This window comes from Streptomyces monticola (assembly GCF_042665355.1).
GTDB classification, from domain to species: Bacteria; Actinomycetota; Actinomycetes; order Streptomycetales; family Streptomycetaceae; genus Streptomyces; species Streptomyces monticola.
Genome location: NZ_JBHTCF010000017.1, coordinates 121,053 through 135,091 on the forward strand (window position 1 = coordinate 121,053; position 14,039 = coordinate 135,091).

Genomic DNA, 14,039 nt, shown 5'->3' on the forward strand with positions numbered 1-14,039 from the left:
ACTCGGCGTATGACCGATCCCAAGCGCACCACCGTGACCGCACGCGTGGGCGACACCACGCGCAAGCCGCACGCCGCCCACCCTTTTCTTGAGGGTGCCTTCGCCCCCGTGACCGAGGAGGTGACGGCGTTCGATCTGCCCGTCACCGGCCGTATCCCGCGGGAGCTCAACGGCCGCTATCTGCGCACCGGGCCCAACGCCCTCGGTGTCGAGGACGCCCGCGCGCACCACTGGATGCTCGGCGACGGGATGGTGCACGGGGTGCGGCTGCGCGAGGGGCGGGCCGAGTGGTACCGCAACCGGTGGGTGCGCTCCGCGGCGGTGGCGCACAAGCTGGGCGAGCCCTACCCGGGGCCGAACCCGCCCCCGCCGGCCGACTTCGCCCCCAACACCCATGTCATCGGCCACCGCGGCCGCTTCCTCGCACTGCAGGAGAGCGGCCCGCTGCCGTACGAACTGGACGGCGAGCTGAACACCGTGGGGCCCTGCGACTTCGGCGGCTCCCTTGAGGGCGCCTTCACCGCGCACACCAAGTACGACGCGGCCGCCGACGAGTTGCACGCCCTCGCCTACGACCCGTCCTGGGACTATGTGCGGCACCTGGTCGTGGACGCCACGGGCCGGGTGGCGCGCACGACGCGGATCCCCATGGCGGGCGGCGCGATGGTGCACGACTTCGGCCTCACCGAACGCCGCCTCGTGGTCTTCGACATCCCCGTCACCTTCGACCCGCAGGCGGCGGCGCGCGGCGAGCGGGTCCCGTACATCTGGAACGACGCGCACCCGGCGCGGGTCGGGGTGCTGCCGCGGGCGGGCGGCGGGATCCGCTGGTTCGAGGTGGCGCCGACGTACTACTCACACACCCTCAACGCCTACGACGACGGGGACTTCGTCGTCGTCGACCTCACCACCTACCCGGCGCCCTTCCACGTCGCAGGCCGCGGTTCCGGCGGCCCCGGCGCGACGGGCACGCCGTCCCTCGACCGCTGGGTGATCGACCTGCGAACGGGCCGGGTGCGGCAGCACACGCTCGACGACCGCCCGCAGGAATTCCCGCGCCTGCGCGAGTCCCTGGTCTCGCGGCCGCACCGCTTCGGCTACGCGGCGGCCGCGGCGACGTTCTTCTCCGCGTACGAGTCGGTCGACGGCGTCCCGCCCGACCGGGCGTTCAGCAGCGCCCTCATCAAGCACGATCTGCGGAACGGCACTTCGCGGGTGCACCACCTGGAGCGGGACGCGGCCGCCGGCGAGCCGGTGTTCGTGCCGTCCGCGACCGACGCCGCCGAGGACGACGGCTACACCCTCGCCTACGTCCACAACCCCCGGCGCGGCGCGAGCGATCTGCTGATCCTGGCCGCCCAGGACTTCGACGGCGAGCCCGTGGCCCGCGTACACCTGCCGGGACGGGTGCCGCTCGGCTTCCACGGGAGTTGGGTGCCACAGCTGCCGTAGTTGCCGGATCCGCCCGCTCTCAGCGGCGCGAGCCGATGAGCTTGGCGAGGCCCCAGCCGGCGGCGCCGCCGAGGACGAGTCCGAGCAGGGCGAGGGGCCCGTCACCGATGTGCCACCAGGCCTCGGCGGGGAAGAAGGGCCGCTCCCGGAGCAGGTAGTAGACATCGCTCCCGGCGATGTCCATCTGGACCATCATCAGCGCGTTGGTGTAGCCGAAGAACGCGCCGAGGGCCGCGACGATGCCCGCCGAGATGTGCGCGCCGCTGCTGCGCCGGCCCACGAGCCCCGCCACGGCGCCGACCGCGGCGCCGTTGATGACCGCGTGGACCAGGTACAGGGTCGTGGCGGTCGACTCCGACTGGTCCTTGTACGTGGCGAACATCAGGCCGCCGTAGATCAGCGAGATCACGAACGAGACCAGAAGGCCGAGGAAGAACGCCCCGACCGGGCTGCCGCCGCCGGACTGCGGGACCTGGTACGGATACGGCTGCGGCTGCATGCCGGGCGCCGGTGCGGGCTGCCCCGGGAACGGCTGCTGGGGCGGTGCCTGTCCGGGGAACCCCTGCTGCGGCGGCACCCCCGGGGCGCCGGGCGGCGGGCCGGGCGGGCCGGCCGGCGGCTGCGGCGGCATGGGCGGCGGCGCGCCGGCCCCGGCATCCGGCGACGACTGGGCGTACGGGTTGCCGCTCGCCGGCTGCGGCGGCTGTGGCTGCTGCGGCTGAGAAGCGGGTTGCCAGGGCTGGCTCATGGATCCCCCGTGGGCGGTACGAAATATGTAGGGACAAGTTATCAACGGGGTCAATGCCACCCCGAGGGACGCCGTACCAACCCTCACAGGCTCTCCCCGAAACAGGCGCCGTCGGAGGGTGGGGGTACCGCCTGTGGACGGGCGGGGCCGCCTGTGGACGGGCGGGGCCGCCTGTGGGCGGGGGTGCCGCCTGTGGACCGGTCGCTATCCGAAGCTCGCCCGCTCCAGCCAGAAGTCGAGCAACTCCCGCTCCCCCAGGACCTCCACGCGGTCACTGTCGGCGGGCAGACGGCGGTAGAAGACGTTGAGGACGTCGGTGAGCGGGCCGCGCAGGGCGACGGTCGCCTTCTCGTGGCCGCGGCGCCAGCGCACTCCGTCCGCGCCGAGTTCGATCAGCCACTCGGCGTTGAGGCCGGGTGCGGTGTCGGTGGCGTGCAGATGGAGGGTGCGGCCGTCGCCGCGCAGTTCGTTCGCGTTGTCAAAGGGGTGGGCCTGCTGCACATGGCGCACGATCTGCAGCCATTCGTCGATGGCATCCGCAGCCACCTCGGGCTCGACGTCGTAGGCGGCGCCGGCCGTGAGCGCCGCGTCCGCCCGGTGCACGACCGTCTCGTGGGTCATGCGACGGGCCCAGAATCCGGCGGTACGCTCCCACGCCCAGGTCCACACCTCGGCCTCGGGTCCGGCGGCGCGCAGCGCGTCCGCGGTGCGCTCGGCGCCGTCGGCGAGCCAGCCGTCGAGGGCCGCGGGGTCGTCGTTGTCGGGTCCGGTGAAGTCCGGTACCTGTTCCTGCGGTACGGCTTCGGTGGCCTTCGTGGCCACGATGTGCAGCACCCAGCGGTGTGCGCCGCCGACGTGCACGGCGAGTTCGCGCAGGCTCCAGTCGGGGCACGTGGGGACCGTCGCGGTCAGGTCGGCGCCGGCGATGTGCTGCCTCAACAGCCGGGTCTGCTCGACGATTTCGTCGCAGTAGCGCGCGTGGTCAAGTGCCGTCATATCGGCACCGTAAGCGACGGGGCGGGCGGGCGGCACCGGGATTTTTCCGGCCGCCCGGGGACCGCCGTGGGCCGGGTCAGCCGAGGACGACGACATCCGCCGCGTCGAAGGCCACTCCCACCGCGTCCCCCGCATCCGGCGCGTCCCGCAGCGAGCAGGCCGCTTCCAGGCGGGGCGCCGACGGCTCGTCGGGCTGCAGGTGTACGGCGACGTGGGTGCCGCGGAAGGTACGTCCCGCGACGGTGCAGGCGAGCCCTTCGTCGGCGGTGACGAGCCGTACTCCGGCGGGCCGCACCAGGACGCAGCCGGTGCCCTGCGCCGATCCGGCGGGCACCGGCACCTTGCCCCAGGCGGTGTCGGCGACTTCGCCGCTGACCGTCGCGGGCACCACGTTGTCGAAGCCGAGGAAGCGGGCCACGAACTCGTCGGCCGGCCGCTGCCACACGTCGAGGGGCGTACCGGACTGGGCGATCCGCCCGTCCCGCATGACGACGACGCGGTCGGCGAGCGCGAAGGCCTCGCCCTGGTCGTGGGTGACGGCCAGCACCGTCGTCCCCAGCTCGCCGAAGAGTTCCCGCAGTTCGACGACGAGCCGTTCGCGCAGGGACCGGTCGAGCTGGCCGAGGGGCTCGTCCAGCATCAGCAGCCGGGGCCGGGGCGCGAGGGCACGGGCGAGCGCGACGCGCTGCTGTTCGCCGCCGGAGAGCGAGGCCACGGCCCGCCGCCCGGCGCCTGGCAGGCCCACGAGGTCGAGCAACTCCCGTACACGTGCGTCCTGTTCGGAGCGGGATACGCCGTGCATGCGCAGGCCGAACGCCACATTGCCGGCGACGTCGCGCTGCGGGAACAGCTGGTGGTCCTGGAACATCAGGCCCACGCCCCGCTTGTGCGCGGGCACCCCGGCCTGGTCGCGGCCGCCGAGCAGAATTCGCCCGGCGCCGGTGTCCTGCAGTCCGGCGACGGCCCGCAGGAGGGTGGACTTGCCGCTGCCGCTGGGCCCGAGCACACAGACGATCTCGTGTTCGGCCACGGCGAGATCGACGTCGGCCAGCGCCTCGTGGGCCCCGAACCGCACGCTCACTCCGTCGAGTCGCAGCATCTAGAACTCCCCGGTCGTCCGGTCGGTGCGGATGCGTTCGAGCAGCAGCAGGGACACCGCACACACCAGCATCAGAATCGTGGAAAGGGCCATGGCCTGCCCGTAGTTGAGCTCGCCGGCGCGGCCGAGCAGGGTGGCCACGGCGACCGGCAGGGTGGGGTTGTCGGGCCGCGCGATGAACACGGTCGCCCCGAACTCGCCGAGGGAGACGGCGAAGGCGAACCCGGCGGCGATCAGCAGCGCGCGCCGTACGAGCGGCAGATCGACCTCGCGCCACACCCGCCAGGGTGAGGCGCCGAGCACGGCGGCGGCCTCACGCAGCCGGCTGTCCACGGCGCGCAGCACCGGCAGCATGGTGCGGACGACGAACGGCACCCCGACCAGGGCCTGGGCGAGCGGCACCAGGATCCATGAGGAACGCAGGTCGAGCGGCGGCTTGTCGAGGGTGATCAGGAACCCGAAGCCGACGGTGACCGCGGAGACGCCGAGGGGCAGCATCAGCAGCGCGTCGAAGCCGCGCACAAGACGTCCGGCCCGCCGGGTGAGAGCGGCCGCGGCGAGTGCGCCGATGACGAGGGCGATGGCAGTGGCGGCGAGCGCGTACTGCAGGGAGTTTCCGATGGCCTCGATCGGCGGTACGAGGAAGGCGCCGCCGTCGGCGGAGGTCAGCGCCCGGAAGTAGCCGAGGCCGTAGCCGCCGGCGGTGTGCAGGGAGCGCTCGACGAGCACGCCGAGCGGCACGAGCACGAGCAGGACGACGGTGAGCAGCACCCCGCCCAGGAGCGCCCATTGGCCGGTGCCGCGCGGACGGCGCGCGGTGTGCGCGGCGTCGACGAGCTTCAGGGCGCTCTCTCGGCGGCGCACGGTCCAGGCGTGCACGGCGAGGATCGCGCCGACGGCGGCGAACTGCACCAGGGTGAGGACGGCCGCGGTGTCCAGGGCGAGGAGCTGGGCGGTCTGCCGGTAGATCTCCACTTCGAGGGTGGAGTAGGCGGGCCCGCCGAGGATCTGCACGATGCCGAAGGAGGTGAAGGTGAACAGGAACACCATCAGCGCGGCCGCCGCGACGGCGGGTCCGAGCGCGGGCAGGGTCACCTTGCGCCAGGCGGTGAGCCGGGATGCGCCGAGCATCCGGGCGGCCTCTTCCTGACGCGGGTCGAGCTGGGACCACAGGCCGCCGACGGTGCGCACGACCACGGCGTAGTTGAAGAAGACATGGGCGAGCAGGATCGCCCACACCGTGGTGTCCAGGCGCACCCCCCATGTCTCGTCGAGGACGCCGCCGCGTCCGAGGAGCGCCAGGAAGGCGGTGCCGACGACGACGGTGGGCAGCACGAACGGCACGGTCACCACGGCCCGCAGCAGCTGCTTGCCGGGGAACTCGAAGCGCGCGAAGACATATGCGCCGGGCAGTGCGATCAGCAGGGTGAGCCCGGTGGAGGCGAGGGCCTGCCAGGTGGTGAACCACAGGACGTCCAGGATCCCGGGTTCGGTGAGGACGTCGGCGAGGCGCCCCCACTGCCAGACGCCGTCCGCCTTCAGGCCGCGCGCGACGATCGACGCGACGGGGTAGGCGAAGAACAGCGCGAAGAACGCGACGGGCACGGTCATCAGACCGAGCCGCACCGCGCTGCCGCGCAGGTCCCGCGCGGGAGCCGTCGCCGCCCGCGCGGTGGCCTCCGCTTCCCTTGGCGGGACTTCTACTTCAGGACCAGGGACTGCCACGTCTTGACCCAGTCCTCACGGTGGTCCGCGATCTTCTTGGGGTCGACGGTGTACGGCTTGTCGGCGGTGACGCCGAACTTCGTGAACAGCTCGGGCAGTTCGGCGTCCTTGGCGACCGGCTTGACGAACATGTTGAGCGGCATGTCGTCCTGGAACTTCTTGGAGATCAGGAAGTCGATCAGGGCCTTGCCGCCCTTCTCGTTCTTTGCGCCGTCGAGCAGTCCGGCGAACTCGGTCTGCTGGAAGCAGGTGCCGGTGGCGACGCCGGTGGGCGCCTCCTTGGGCTGCGGCTTGGCGTAGAGGACCTCGACGGGCGGGCTGGAGGCGTAGGAGACGACCAGCGGCCGGTCGCCCTTGGCCTTCTTGCCGCCGGCGGAGCCGGAGAACTCCTCGTTGTAGGCCTGCTCCCAGCCGTCGACGGCCTTGACGCCGTTGGCCTTCAGCTTCTTCCAGTAGTCCTGCCAGCCCTCGTCGCCGTACTTCGCGGCGGTGGCGAGGAGGAAGCCGAGCCCGGGTGAGGATGTCGCGGCGTTCTCCGTGACCAACAGGTTCTTGTACTCGGGCTTGATCAGGTCGTCGAGGGTCTTCGGCGGCGCGAGCTTCTTGTCCGCGAAGTACTTCTTGTCGTAGTTGACGCAGATGTCGCCGGTGTCGACGGGCGTGACCCGGTGCTTGCCCGCGTCGAGCTGCACGTCCTCGGGGACCCGGTCGAGCCCCTTGGCCTCGTACGCCGTGAACAGGTTGTTGTCGAGGGCCCGCGACAGGAGCGTGTTGTCGACGCCGAAGAGGACATCCCCCTGCGGGTTGCCCTTGGAGAGCACGGCCTTGTTGACGATCTCGCCCGCGTCACCGCTCTTGAGCACGTCGACCTTGTAACCGGACTGCTTCTCGAAGTCCTTGAGGACCTTCGGCGACACATTGAAGGACTCGTGGGTGACGAGCGTGACGGTCTTGGAGTCCCCGCCGGAGGACGACGATCCCGAGCCGCTGCCGCAGGCGGCGAGGACGAGGACGCCGAGGGCTCCGCAGAGCGCGGCCGTGCAGGCACGCCGAATGGTGCTGTTCATGACTGGTGCTGACTCCCTACGCCGGTATGACCCGGATCAGGTCCGAGGGTCTGCGGCGGTGCCGCACTCTCAGCGCCCTGGTGGCGCTCCCCTGTCGGAATTCATTTGTACGAATGCACGGTACTGCACAGGTGACCGGCACCCCGCATCACGGGGTGCCCCTTCAGGTCGTCACCGCTCGGACGCGGCGAGCTGCCCGCAGGCCCCGTCGATCTCCTGACCACGGGTATCCCGGATGGTCACCGGCACACCGTGGGCGGCGATGGCATCGACGAACGCCTTCTCGTCCTCGGGCCGCGACGCGGTCCACTTCGAGCCAGGCGTCGGGTTCAGCGGAATGAGGTTCACATGGACGCGCTTGCCCTTGAGAAGCCGCCCGAGCCGGTCACCGCGCCACGCCTGGTCGTTGATGTCACGGATCAGCGCGTACTCGATGGAGATACGGCGGCCGGACTTCTCCGCGTACTCCCACGCGGCGTCGAGGACCTCCCGCACCTTCCATCGCGTATTGACGGGTACGAGGGTGTCGCGCAGCTCGTCGTCGGGCGCGTGCAGCGACACGGCGAGACGGCACTTGAAGCCCTCGTCGGCGAGGCGCAGCATCGCGGGCACCAGGCCCACGGTGGAGACGGTGATACCGCGCTGCGAAAGGCCCAGGCCGTCGGGCTCCGGGTCGGTGAGGCGGCGGATGGCACCGACGACGCGGTTGTAGTTGGCGAGTGGCTCGCCCATGCCCATGAACACGATGTTGGAAAGGCGCGCGGGCCCGCCCGGCACTTCGCCGTCGCGCAGTGCGCGCATCCCGTCCACGATCTGGTGGACGATCTCCGCGGTCGACAGATTGCGGTCGAGGCCGGCCTGCCCGGTGGCGCAGAACGGGCAGTTCATCCCGCATCCGGCCTGCGAGGAGATACACATGGTGACCCGGTCCGGGTAGCGCATGAGCACCGACTCGACGAGCGTGCCGTCGTGCAGCTTCCACAGCGTCTTACGGGTGGTGTCGTCGTCACAGCTGATGTGCCGTACGACCGACATCAGATCGGGCAGGAGCGCTTCCTGCAGCTTGGCGCGCGAACCGGCGGGGATGTCGGTCCACTGCTCCGGGTCGTGCGCGTACCGCGCGAAGTAGTGCTGCGAGAGCTGCTTGGCACGGAACGGCTTCTCGCCGGTCTCGGCCACCGCTTCCTTGCGCTCGGCGGGCGTGAGGTCGGCGAGATGCCGCGGCGGCTTCTTGGCTCCGCGGGGCGCGACGAAAGTGAGTTCTCCGGGCTTGGGCATAACCCATCCAGTGTCGCAGACATCCGAAGACGGGCCCGCCGCCCTGTGGACAACAGACCCGTCACCGTAAGAAAACGCAGGTCAGCCGGAGCCGACAAACACCACCAGGAGCAGCCATACCACCGGTGCCGTGGGCAGCAGCGAGTCCAGGCGGTCCATGATCCCGCCGTGGCCCGGAAGCAGCGTGCCCATGTCCTTGATGCCCAGGTCCCGCTTGATCATCGACTCGCCGAGATCGCCGAGCGTCGCGCTCGCCGCCACCGCGAGACCGAGCAGCAGCCCCTGCCACCAGGAGCCACCGTCGATCAGGAACTGCATGCACAGCGCGCCCGCCACCATCGCGAAGGACACCGCGCCGAGCAGTCCCTCACGGGTCTTGCCGGGGCTGATCCGCGGCGCCAGCTTGTGCTTGCCGAAGCGCCAGCCGACCGCGTACGCACCGGTGTCGCTGACGACCGTCAGGAGCAGGAAGGTGAGGACCCGCTGCGCCCCGTCGCCCGCGGTCAGCATCAGCGCCACGAACGTCGCGAGGAACGGGACGTAGAACGCGGCGAACACACCCGCCGTGACGTCCTTCAGATAGCCCTCGGGCGGTTCGGTCATCCGCCACACGAGGACCGCGAGCGCGGTCAGCGCCATCGCCACCCAGGCGCCCTCGGCGCCGCGCACATAGCCGGCGACGACCATCGCGGCACCGCCCACCGCGAGCGGAACCAGCGGCGCCCTGATGCCCTTGCGCTCCTGCAGGCGCGAGGTCAGCTCCCACAGGCCGACCACCACGGCGACCGCTATGACGCCGATGAAGACCGCCTTGACGATGAACAACGACGCGATGATCACCGCGCCGAGTCCCACACCGACCCCTATGGCCGCCCGCAGATCACGGCCCGCGCGCTTCTTCTGAGGCGGCTGCGGGGCCGGCTGCGGGGCCTGAGGTGTCGGGCTTGCCATGGGCTCCTGCAACATCTCATCGCGGAACAAGGGGCCGCTCAGCCGAGCGGCCCCCGCCTCGCGGTCGTCGCGGTCTGCAGCGTCTCCACCTGTGTCAGGCACCTCGGGCACGATGGGCATGGGGCGAGTCTGCTGCGCATCGGCCTCATCGTAGGCAGGACCCGCCGGGGGGCGCCCCTGGACAGGGCCCATCTCGGGCGGTCCCCAGTAGCCGGCCTGCGGCGGAGCCCCCCAGGAAGAGTCGTTCATCAGACCTCGAGGAGCTCGGCTTCCTTGTGCTTGAGCAGCTCGTCCACCTGCGCGACGTACTTCGCGGTGGTGTCGTCGAGCTCCTTCTCGGCGCGACGGCCCTCGTCCTCGCCGACGTCGCCGTCCTTGATGGCCTTGTCGATGGTCTCCTTAGCCTTACGGCGTACGGAGCGGATCGAGATCTTGGAGTCCTCGGCCTTGGTCTTGGCGACCTTGATGTAGTCCCGGCGGCGCTCCTCGGTGAGCTCCGGGAACGTCACTCGGATGATGCTGCCGTCATTGCTCGGGTTGACGCCCAGGTCGGAGTCACGGATCGCCTGCTCGATATTGCGCAGCGCGCTCTTGTCGAACGGGGTCACCACGGCCATCCGCGGCTCGGGCACCGAGAACGAGGCCAGCTGGTTGATCGGCGTCAGCGCGCCGTAGTAGTCGGCCACGATCTTGTTGAACATCGCCGGGTGCGCACGCCCCGTGCGGATCGCGGCGAAGTCCTCCTTGGCGACCACGACGGCCTTCTCCATCTTCTCCTCGGCCTCGAGGAGGGTCTCTTCGATCACCACTTGCTCCTGCGTGTCTTGAGTGGGCTGGGGGCGCCCGCACATCCCGGAGGGAACTGCTCGGCGCCGGCTGCGTCGCGTCTCTTCCTGCACGGTGTCCGACCGGCAGGACATTGTCCATCCCCCGGGCCTGCCCCGGGAGATGCGGGTCAGGCCCGGGTGCCCTGGTCGCTCACGAGAGTGCCGATCTTCTCACCCTTGACCGCGCGGGCGATATTGCCCTCCGCGAGCAACTCGAAGACCAGAATGGGCAGCTTGTTGTCCCGGCACAGCGTGATCGCCGTCATGTCGGCGACCTTGAGGTCACGGGTGATGACCTCGCCGTACTCCAGCGCGTCGAACTTCACCGCGTCGGGGTTCTTCTTCGGGTCGGAGTCATAGACGCCGTCCACGCCGTTCTTGCCCATCAGCATCGCCTCGGCGTCGATCTCCAGGGCGCGCTGCGCGGCGGTGGTGTCGGTGGAGAAGTACGGCATGCCCATACCGGCGCCGAAGATGACGACGCGGCCCTTCTCCAGATGGCGCACGGCGCGCAGGGGAATGTACGGCTCGGCGACCTGGCCCATGGTGATGGCGGTCTGCACGCGGCTGTCGATGCCTTCCTTCTCCAGGAAGTCCTGCAGGGCAAGGCAGTTCATGACCGTGCCGAGCATGCCCATGTAGTCGGAGCGGGCCCGGTCCATGCCGCGCTGCTGCAGCTCCGCGCCGCGGAAGAAGTTGCCGCCGCCGATGACAACGGCGATCTGCCAGCCGTCCCGCACCACGGCGGAGATCTCGCGGGCGATGGCATGCACCACATCGGGGTCGACGCCGAGGCCTCCGCCGCCGGCGAAAGCCTCGCCGGAGAGCTTCAGCAGAAAACGGCCGGGCGTTTTCCCGTCGTCGCTGTGGTCGGCCTTGGTCATGAAGATCTCCTAGTGGTGCACATACAAGAAGGCCATTGCCGGGGGTACTTACGTCCCTCTGCGGCAATGGCCTCCTCGTCAAAACTGCGGTCGCCCGGCGTCCGCGGCGTTACGCGGACTCATCCGGTACCCGGACGGCTGCTGTCGACCCTAGCGGGGTCTTGAGTCGATCGCGGTACGGACTCAGATGCCGACCTTGATGCGCGAGAAGCGCTTCAGGGTGACACCGGCCTCCTTGAGGACCTGCTCGACGGACTTCTTGTTGTCCAGCGCGTAGGGCTGGCCAAGAAGGGTGGCGTCCTTGAAGAACGCGTTGACGCGACCCTCGACGATCTTCGGGAGCGCGGCCTCGGGCTTGCCCTCGGCGCGGGTGGTCTCCTCGGCGACGCGACGCTCGGACTCCACGACCTCGGCCGGGACGTCCTCGCGGGTCAGGTACTTCGGGGCGAACGCGGCGATGTGCTGCGCGATGCCCTTGGCGACCTCGGCGTTGGCCTGGTCCAGCTCGACCAGAACACCGATCTGCGGCGGCAGGTCGGGCATGGTGCGGTGCATGTACGCGGAGACGTAGGCGCCGGAGAACTGCGCGAAACGGTCCAGGACGATCTTCTCGCCGAGGTTGGCGTTGGCCTCGTCGACGTACGCCTGCACGGTCTTGCCGGCCTCGATCTCGGAGGCGAGCAGCGCCTCGAGGTCGGCCGGGGAGGTGGCGGCGATGTGCGCGGCAAGGGCGTTGGCGACGGCCTGGAACTTGTCACCCTTGGCGACGAAGTCCGTCTCGCACTTCAGCTCGACGATGACACCGGAGGTGTTGTCGTCGGCGATCAGCGAGACCACGGCGCCGTTCTCGGCAGAACGGCCCTCGCGCTTGGCGACGCCCTTCTGGCCCTTGATGCGGAGCGCCTCGACGGCCTTGTCGACGTTGCCCTCGGCCTCGTCGAGCGCCTTCTTGCAGTCCATCATGCCGGCGCCGGTGAGCTCCCGGAGCTTCTTGACGTCGGCGGCGGTGTAGTTCGCCATGATTCAGTGAATCTTTCTGAAGTCTGTGACGGCCGCCTGGACTCCGCCTGGGCGATGGGCGGCCGGAGATCTACGGTGACGGGTGAACGGCGGGGGCTTTGCGGCCCCCGCCGTCAACTACCGAACCTGAGACCCTGCGAAGGGGTCCGGACGGGTCAGGCCTGCTCGGCGGCCGGAGCCTCAGCGGCAGGGGCCTCGGCGGCGGGCGCCTCAGCGGCCGGAGCCTCGGCGGCGGCCTCGGCCGGCTTCTCGTCCTCGGCGGGCTTGTCGGCCTCGGCCTTCTCGGCCTCCGCCTTCTTCTCGCCCTCGAGCAGGTCGCGCTCCCACTCGGCGAGCGGCTCGCCGGCGGCCTTCTCGCCCTTGCCCTCACCGGCGCCACCGGAGCGGGCGATGAGGCCCTCGGCGACAGCGTCGGCGATCACACGGGTGAGCAGGGTGACGGAGCGGATCGCGTCGTCGTTGCCCGGGATCTTGTAGTCGACCTCGTCGGGGTCACAGTTGGTGTCGAGGATGGCGACGACCGGGATGTTGAGCTTCCGGGCCTCGCCGACCGCGATGTGCTCCTTCTTGGTGTCCACGATCCAGACGGCGCTGGGCACCTTCTGCATCTCGCGGATACCACCGAGGGTCTTCTCCAGCTTGGCCTTCTCGCGCGAGAGCACGAGAAGCTCCTTCTTGGTGAGACCCGACGCGGCGACGTCCTCGAAGTCGATCTGCTCAAGCTCCTTGAGGCGCTGCAGACGCTTGTAGACGGTCGAGAAGTTGGTGAGCATGCCGCCCAGCCAGCGCTGGTTCACGTAGGGCATGCCGACGCGGGTGGCCTGCTCGGCGATGGCCTCCTGCGCCTGCTTCTTCGTGCCGACGAACATGACCGTGCCGCCGTGGGCGACGGTCTCCTTGACGAACTCGTAGGCGCGGTCGATGTACGACAGCGACTGGAGAAGGTCGATGATGTAAATGCCGTTGCGCTCCGTGAAGATGAAACGCTTCATCTTCGGGTTCCAACGACGGGTCTGGTGACCGAAGTGGACGCCGCTTTCCAGCAGCTCCCGCATCGTGACGACGGCCATGGCCGTACTCCTTGGTGTTCTCGGTTATGTCCTGACACCCCAGCGCGCGCCGTGCCACGTGACATCCGTCCGAAGACGTCCGTACGGGACCGAGGGGCGCTGACACCTACCGGCTCTTCAGCCAGGTGTCGGGGCGTGCGAAGTCGACCCGGTGACCCGGATCGCCACAAGAAGTGTACGGGACCCGCGAGGCACCGGGTGACGCCGCTATCCACAACCGGCCAGTACTCCACAGATCCAGACCATGATCCCCGCCCCAAAGCCCCGCCCGGAAGACTTCCCCCATGCCCCAACCCTCACGCCCCACCACATACGCCCTGGCCACGGCCCTGCTCCTGGCCGCCGCCACCACACCGGCAAACAGCAGCCACGCCCCGCAGATCAACGCACGCGACAAAATCCCGCCCCCGCGCGAAGCCCCCCACACACCAGCCGGCGACCGCACCTGGCCCGTCGGCCCCGAACCCCCCGGCAGACCCCGCATCCTGCACGCCTGGCGACCCCCCGCGACCGCCTACGGCCCCGGCCACCGCGGCGTGGACCTCGCCGCACCCCCGGGCAGCCCCGTACGCGCAGCCGCACCAGGACGCGTCACCTTCGCCGGCCGGGTCGCGGGCCGAGGCGTGATCTCCGTCGACCACACCGGCACCGGCACCACACCCCTGCGCACCACCTACGAACCAGTACGGGCCACGGTCGAGAAGGGCACCCGAGTCACCACCGGCGACCCTCTCGGCACCCTGGAAGACGGCCCCTTCCACTGCACACAGCCCTGCCTCCACTGGGGCCTGCGCAGAGCAAAGACCTACCTGAACCCCCTCACCCTGCTACCCCCCTGGCTCCTGCGCCGCGGCCCATCCCGGCTCCTGCCGGTATTCGGGGTGCCTGAGATGGGGTGAGGGAGGGAGAGGGCGGGGTGGAG

Annotated in this window: 13 protein-coding genes and 1 riboswitch; of the genes, 2 read left to right on the forward strand and 11 right to left on the reverse strand. The window is 70.2% G+C overall.

Features of this window, described 5'->3' with window-relative positions; genetic code table 11:
* Window positions 1–9: 9 nt before the first annotated feature.
* On the forward strand, window positions 10–1,452 hold the full coding sequence (locus ACFQVC_RS31605; RefSeq protein WP_381837044.1) for a carotenoid oxygenase family protein: 1,443 nt from the start codon (window positions 10–12) through the stop codon (window positions 1,450–1,452).
* 19 nt (window positions 1,453–1,471) lie between these two features.
* On the opposite strand, the gene ACFQVC_RS31610 is transcribed toward ACFQVC_RS31605, so the two are convergent.
* From ACFQVC_RS31610 to rpsB, 11 genes are all read right to left on the reverse strand, one after another.
* Complete coding sequence (locus ACFQVC_RS31610; protein ID WP_381837046.1) at window positions 1,472–2,200, reverse strand: hypothetical protein; 729 nt, start codon at window positions 2,198–2,200, stop codon at window positions 1,472–1,474.
* Between the two features lie 204 nt (window positions 2,201–2,404).
* Entirely contained in the window at window positions 2,405–3,196 is a 792-nt protein-coding gene (locus tag ACFQVC_RS31615) for a maleylpyruvate isomerase family mycothiol-dependent enzyme (RefSeq protein ID WP_381837048.1), read from the reverse strand.
* Between the two features lie 76 nt (window positions 3,197–3,272).
* Window positions 3,273–4,295 (reverse strand): ABC transporter ATP-binding protein, encoded by a 1,023-nt coding sequence (locus tag ACFQVC_RS31620; protein ID WP_381837050.1) that lies wholly within the window; start codon window positions 4,293–4,295, stop codon window positions 3,273–3,275.
* Window positions 4,296–5,921, reverse strand: a complete 1,626-nt coding sequence (locus tag ACFQVC_RS31625) for an ABC transporter permease (RefSeq protein ID WP_381837190.1) — start codon at window positions 5,919–5,921, stop codon at window positions 4,296–4,298.
* A gap of 74 nt (window positions 5,922–5,995) precedes the next feature.
* On the reverse strand, window positions 5,996–7,087 hold the full coding sequence (locus tag ACFQVC_RS31630; RefSeq protein ID WP_381837052.1) for a thiamine ABC transporter substrate-binding protein: 1,092 nt from the start codon (window positions 7,085–7,087) through the stop codon (window positions 5,996–5,998).
* A riboswitch (TPP riboswitch) is annotated at window positions 7,084–7,190 on the reverse strand. It overlaps the preceding gene by 4 nt.
* 68 nt (window positions 7,191–7,258) lie before the next feature.
* A complete protein-coding gene (gene rlmN, locus ACFQVC_RS31635; protein ID WP_381837054.1) occupies window positions 7,259–8,365 on the reverse strand; it encodes a dual-specificity RNA methyltransferase RlmN in 1,107 nt (368 codons plus the stop codon).
* A gap of 81 nt (window positions 8,366–8,446) precedes the next feature.
* The gene (locus tag ACFQVC_RS31640; RefSeq protein ID WP_381837056.1) at window positions 8,447–9,565 is read right to left on the reverse strand and encodes a phosphatidate cytidylyltransferase; all 1,119 of its coding nucleotides are present in this window, start codon (window positions 9,563–9,565) and stop codon (window positions 8,447–8,449) included.
* Window positions 9,565–10,122: a ribosome recycling factor gene (gene frr / locus ACFQVC_RS31645; protein ID WP_381837058.1), complete on the reverse strand. Its 558-nt coding sequence runs from the start codon at window positions 10,120–10,122 to the stop codon at window positions 9,565–9,567. Before frr ends, ACFQVC_RS31640 begins: the two co-directional genes overlap by 1 nt.
* Window positions 10,123–10,271: 149 nt before the next feature.
* Window positions 10,272–11,027, reverse strand: a complete 756-nt coding sequence (gene pyrH / locus ACFQVC_RS31650) for a UMP kinase (protein ID WP_381837060.1) — start codon at window positions 11,025–11,027, stop codon at window positions 10,272–10,274.
* Window positions 11,028–11,210: 183 nt separating this feature from the next.
* Window positions 11,211–12,047: a translation elongation factor Ts gene (gene tsf, locus ACFQVC_RS31655; protein WP_381837062.1), complete on the reverse strand. Its 837-nt coding sequence runs from the start codon at window positions 12,045–12,047 to the stop codon at window positions 11,211–11,213.
* A gap of 155 nt (window positions 12,048–12,202) precedes the next feature.
* The gene (gene rpsB / locus ACFQVC_RS31660) at window positions 12,203–13,117 is read right to left on the reverse strand and encodes a 30S ribosomal protein S2 (RefSeq protein ID WP_381837064.1); all 915 of its coding nucleotides are present in this window, start codon (window positions 13,115–13,117) and stop codon (window positions 12,203–12,205) included.
* Window positions 13,118–13,401: 284 nt separating this feature from the next.
* Here rpsB and ACFQVC_RS31665 point away from each other — a divergent pair, with 284 nt between their 5' ends.
* Window positions 13,402–14,016 (forward strand): murein hydrolase activator EnvC family protein, encoded by a 615-nt coding sequence (locus ACFQVC_RS31665; RefSeq protein WP_381837066.1) that lies wholly within the window; start codon window positions 13,402–13,404, stop codon window positions 14,014–14,016.
* The last annotated feature ends 23 nt before the right edge of the window (window positions 14,017–14,039 follow it).

Bases quoted from the DNA above. Each gene is read 5' to 3' on its own strand.
- ACFQVC_RS31605 (WP_381837044.1), top strand. From the start codon at position 10: ATGACCGATCCCAAGCGCACCACCGTGACCGCACGCGTGGGCGACACC.
- ACFQVC_RS31610 (WP_381837046.1), bottom strand. From the start codon at position 2,200: ATGAGCCAGCCCTGGCAACCCGCTTCTCAGCCGCAGCAGCCACAGCCG.
- ACFQVC_RS31615 (WP_381837048.1), bottom strand. From the start codon at position 3,196: ATGACGGCACTTGACCACGCGCGCTACTGCGACGAAATCGTCGAGCAG.
- ACFQVC_RS31620 (WP_381837050.1), bottom strand. From the start codon at position 4,295: ATGCTGCGACTCGACGGAGTGAGCGTGCGGTTCGGGGCCCACGAGGCG.
- ACFQVC_RS31630 (WP_381837052.1), bottom strand. From the start codon at position 7,087: ATGAACAGCACCATTCGGCGTGCCTGCACGGCCGCGCTCTGCGGAGCC.
- rlmN (WP_381837054.1), bottom strand. From the start codon at position 8,365: ATGCCCAAGCCCGGAGAACTCACTTTCGTCGCGCCCCGCGGAGCCAAG.
- ACFQVC_RS31640 (WP_381837056.1), bottom strand. From the start codon at position 9,565: ATGAACGACTCTTCCTGGGGGGCTCCGCCGCAGGCCGGCTACTGGGGA.
- pyrH (WP_381837060.1), bottom strand. From the start codon at position 11,027: ATGACCAAGGCCGACCACAGCGACGACGGGAAAACGCCCGGCCGTTTT.
- tsf (WP_381837062.1), bottom strand. From the start codon at position 12,047: ATGGCGAACTACACCGCCGCCGACGTCAAGAAGCTCCGGGAGCTCACC.
- rpsB (WP_381837064.1), bottom strand. From the start codon at position 13,117: ATGGCCGTCGTCACGATGCGGGAGCTGCTGGAAAGCGGCGTCCACTTC.
- ACFQVC_RS31665 (WP_381837066.1), top strand. From the start codon at position 13,402: ATGCCCCAACCCTCACGCCCCACCACATACGCCCTGGCCACGGCCCTG.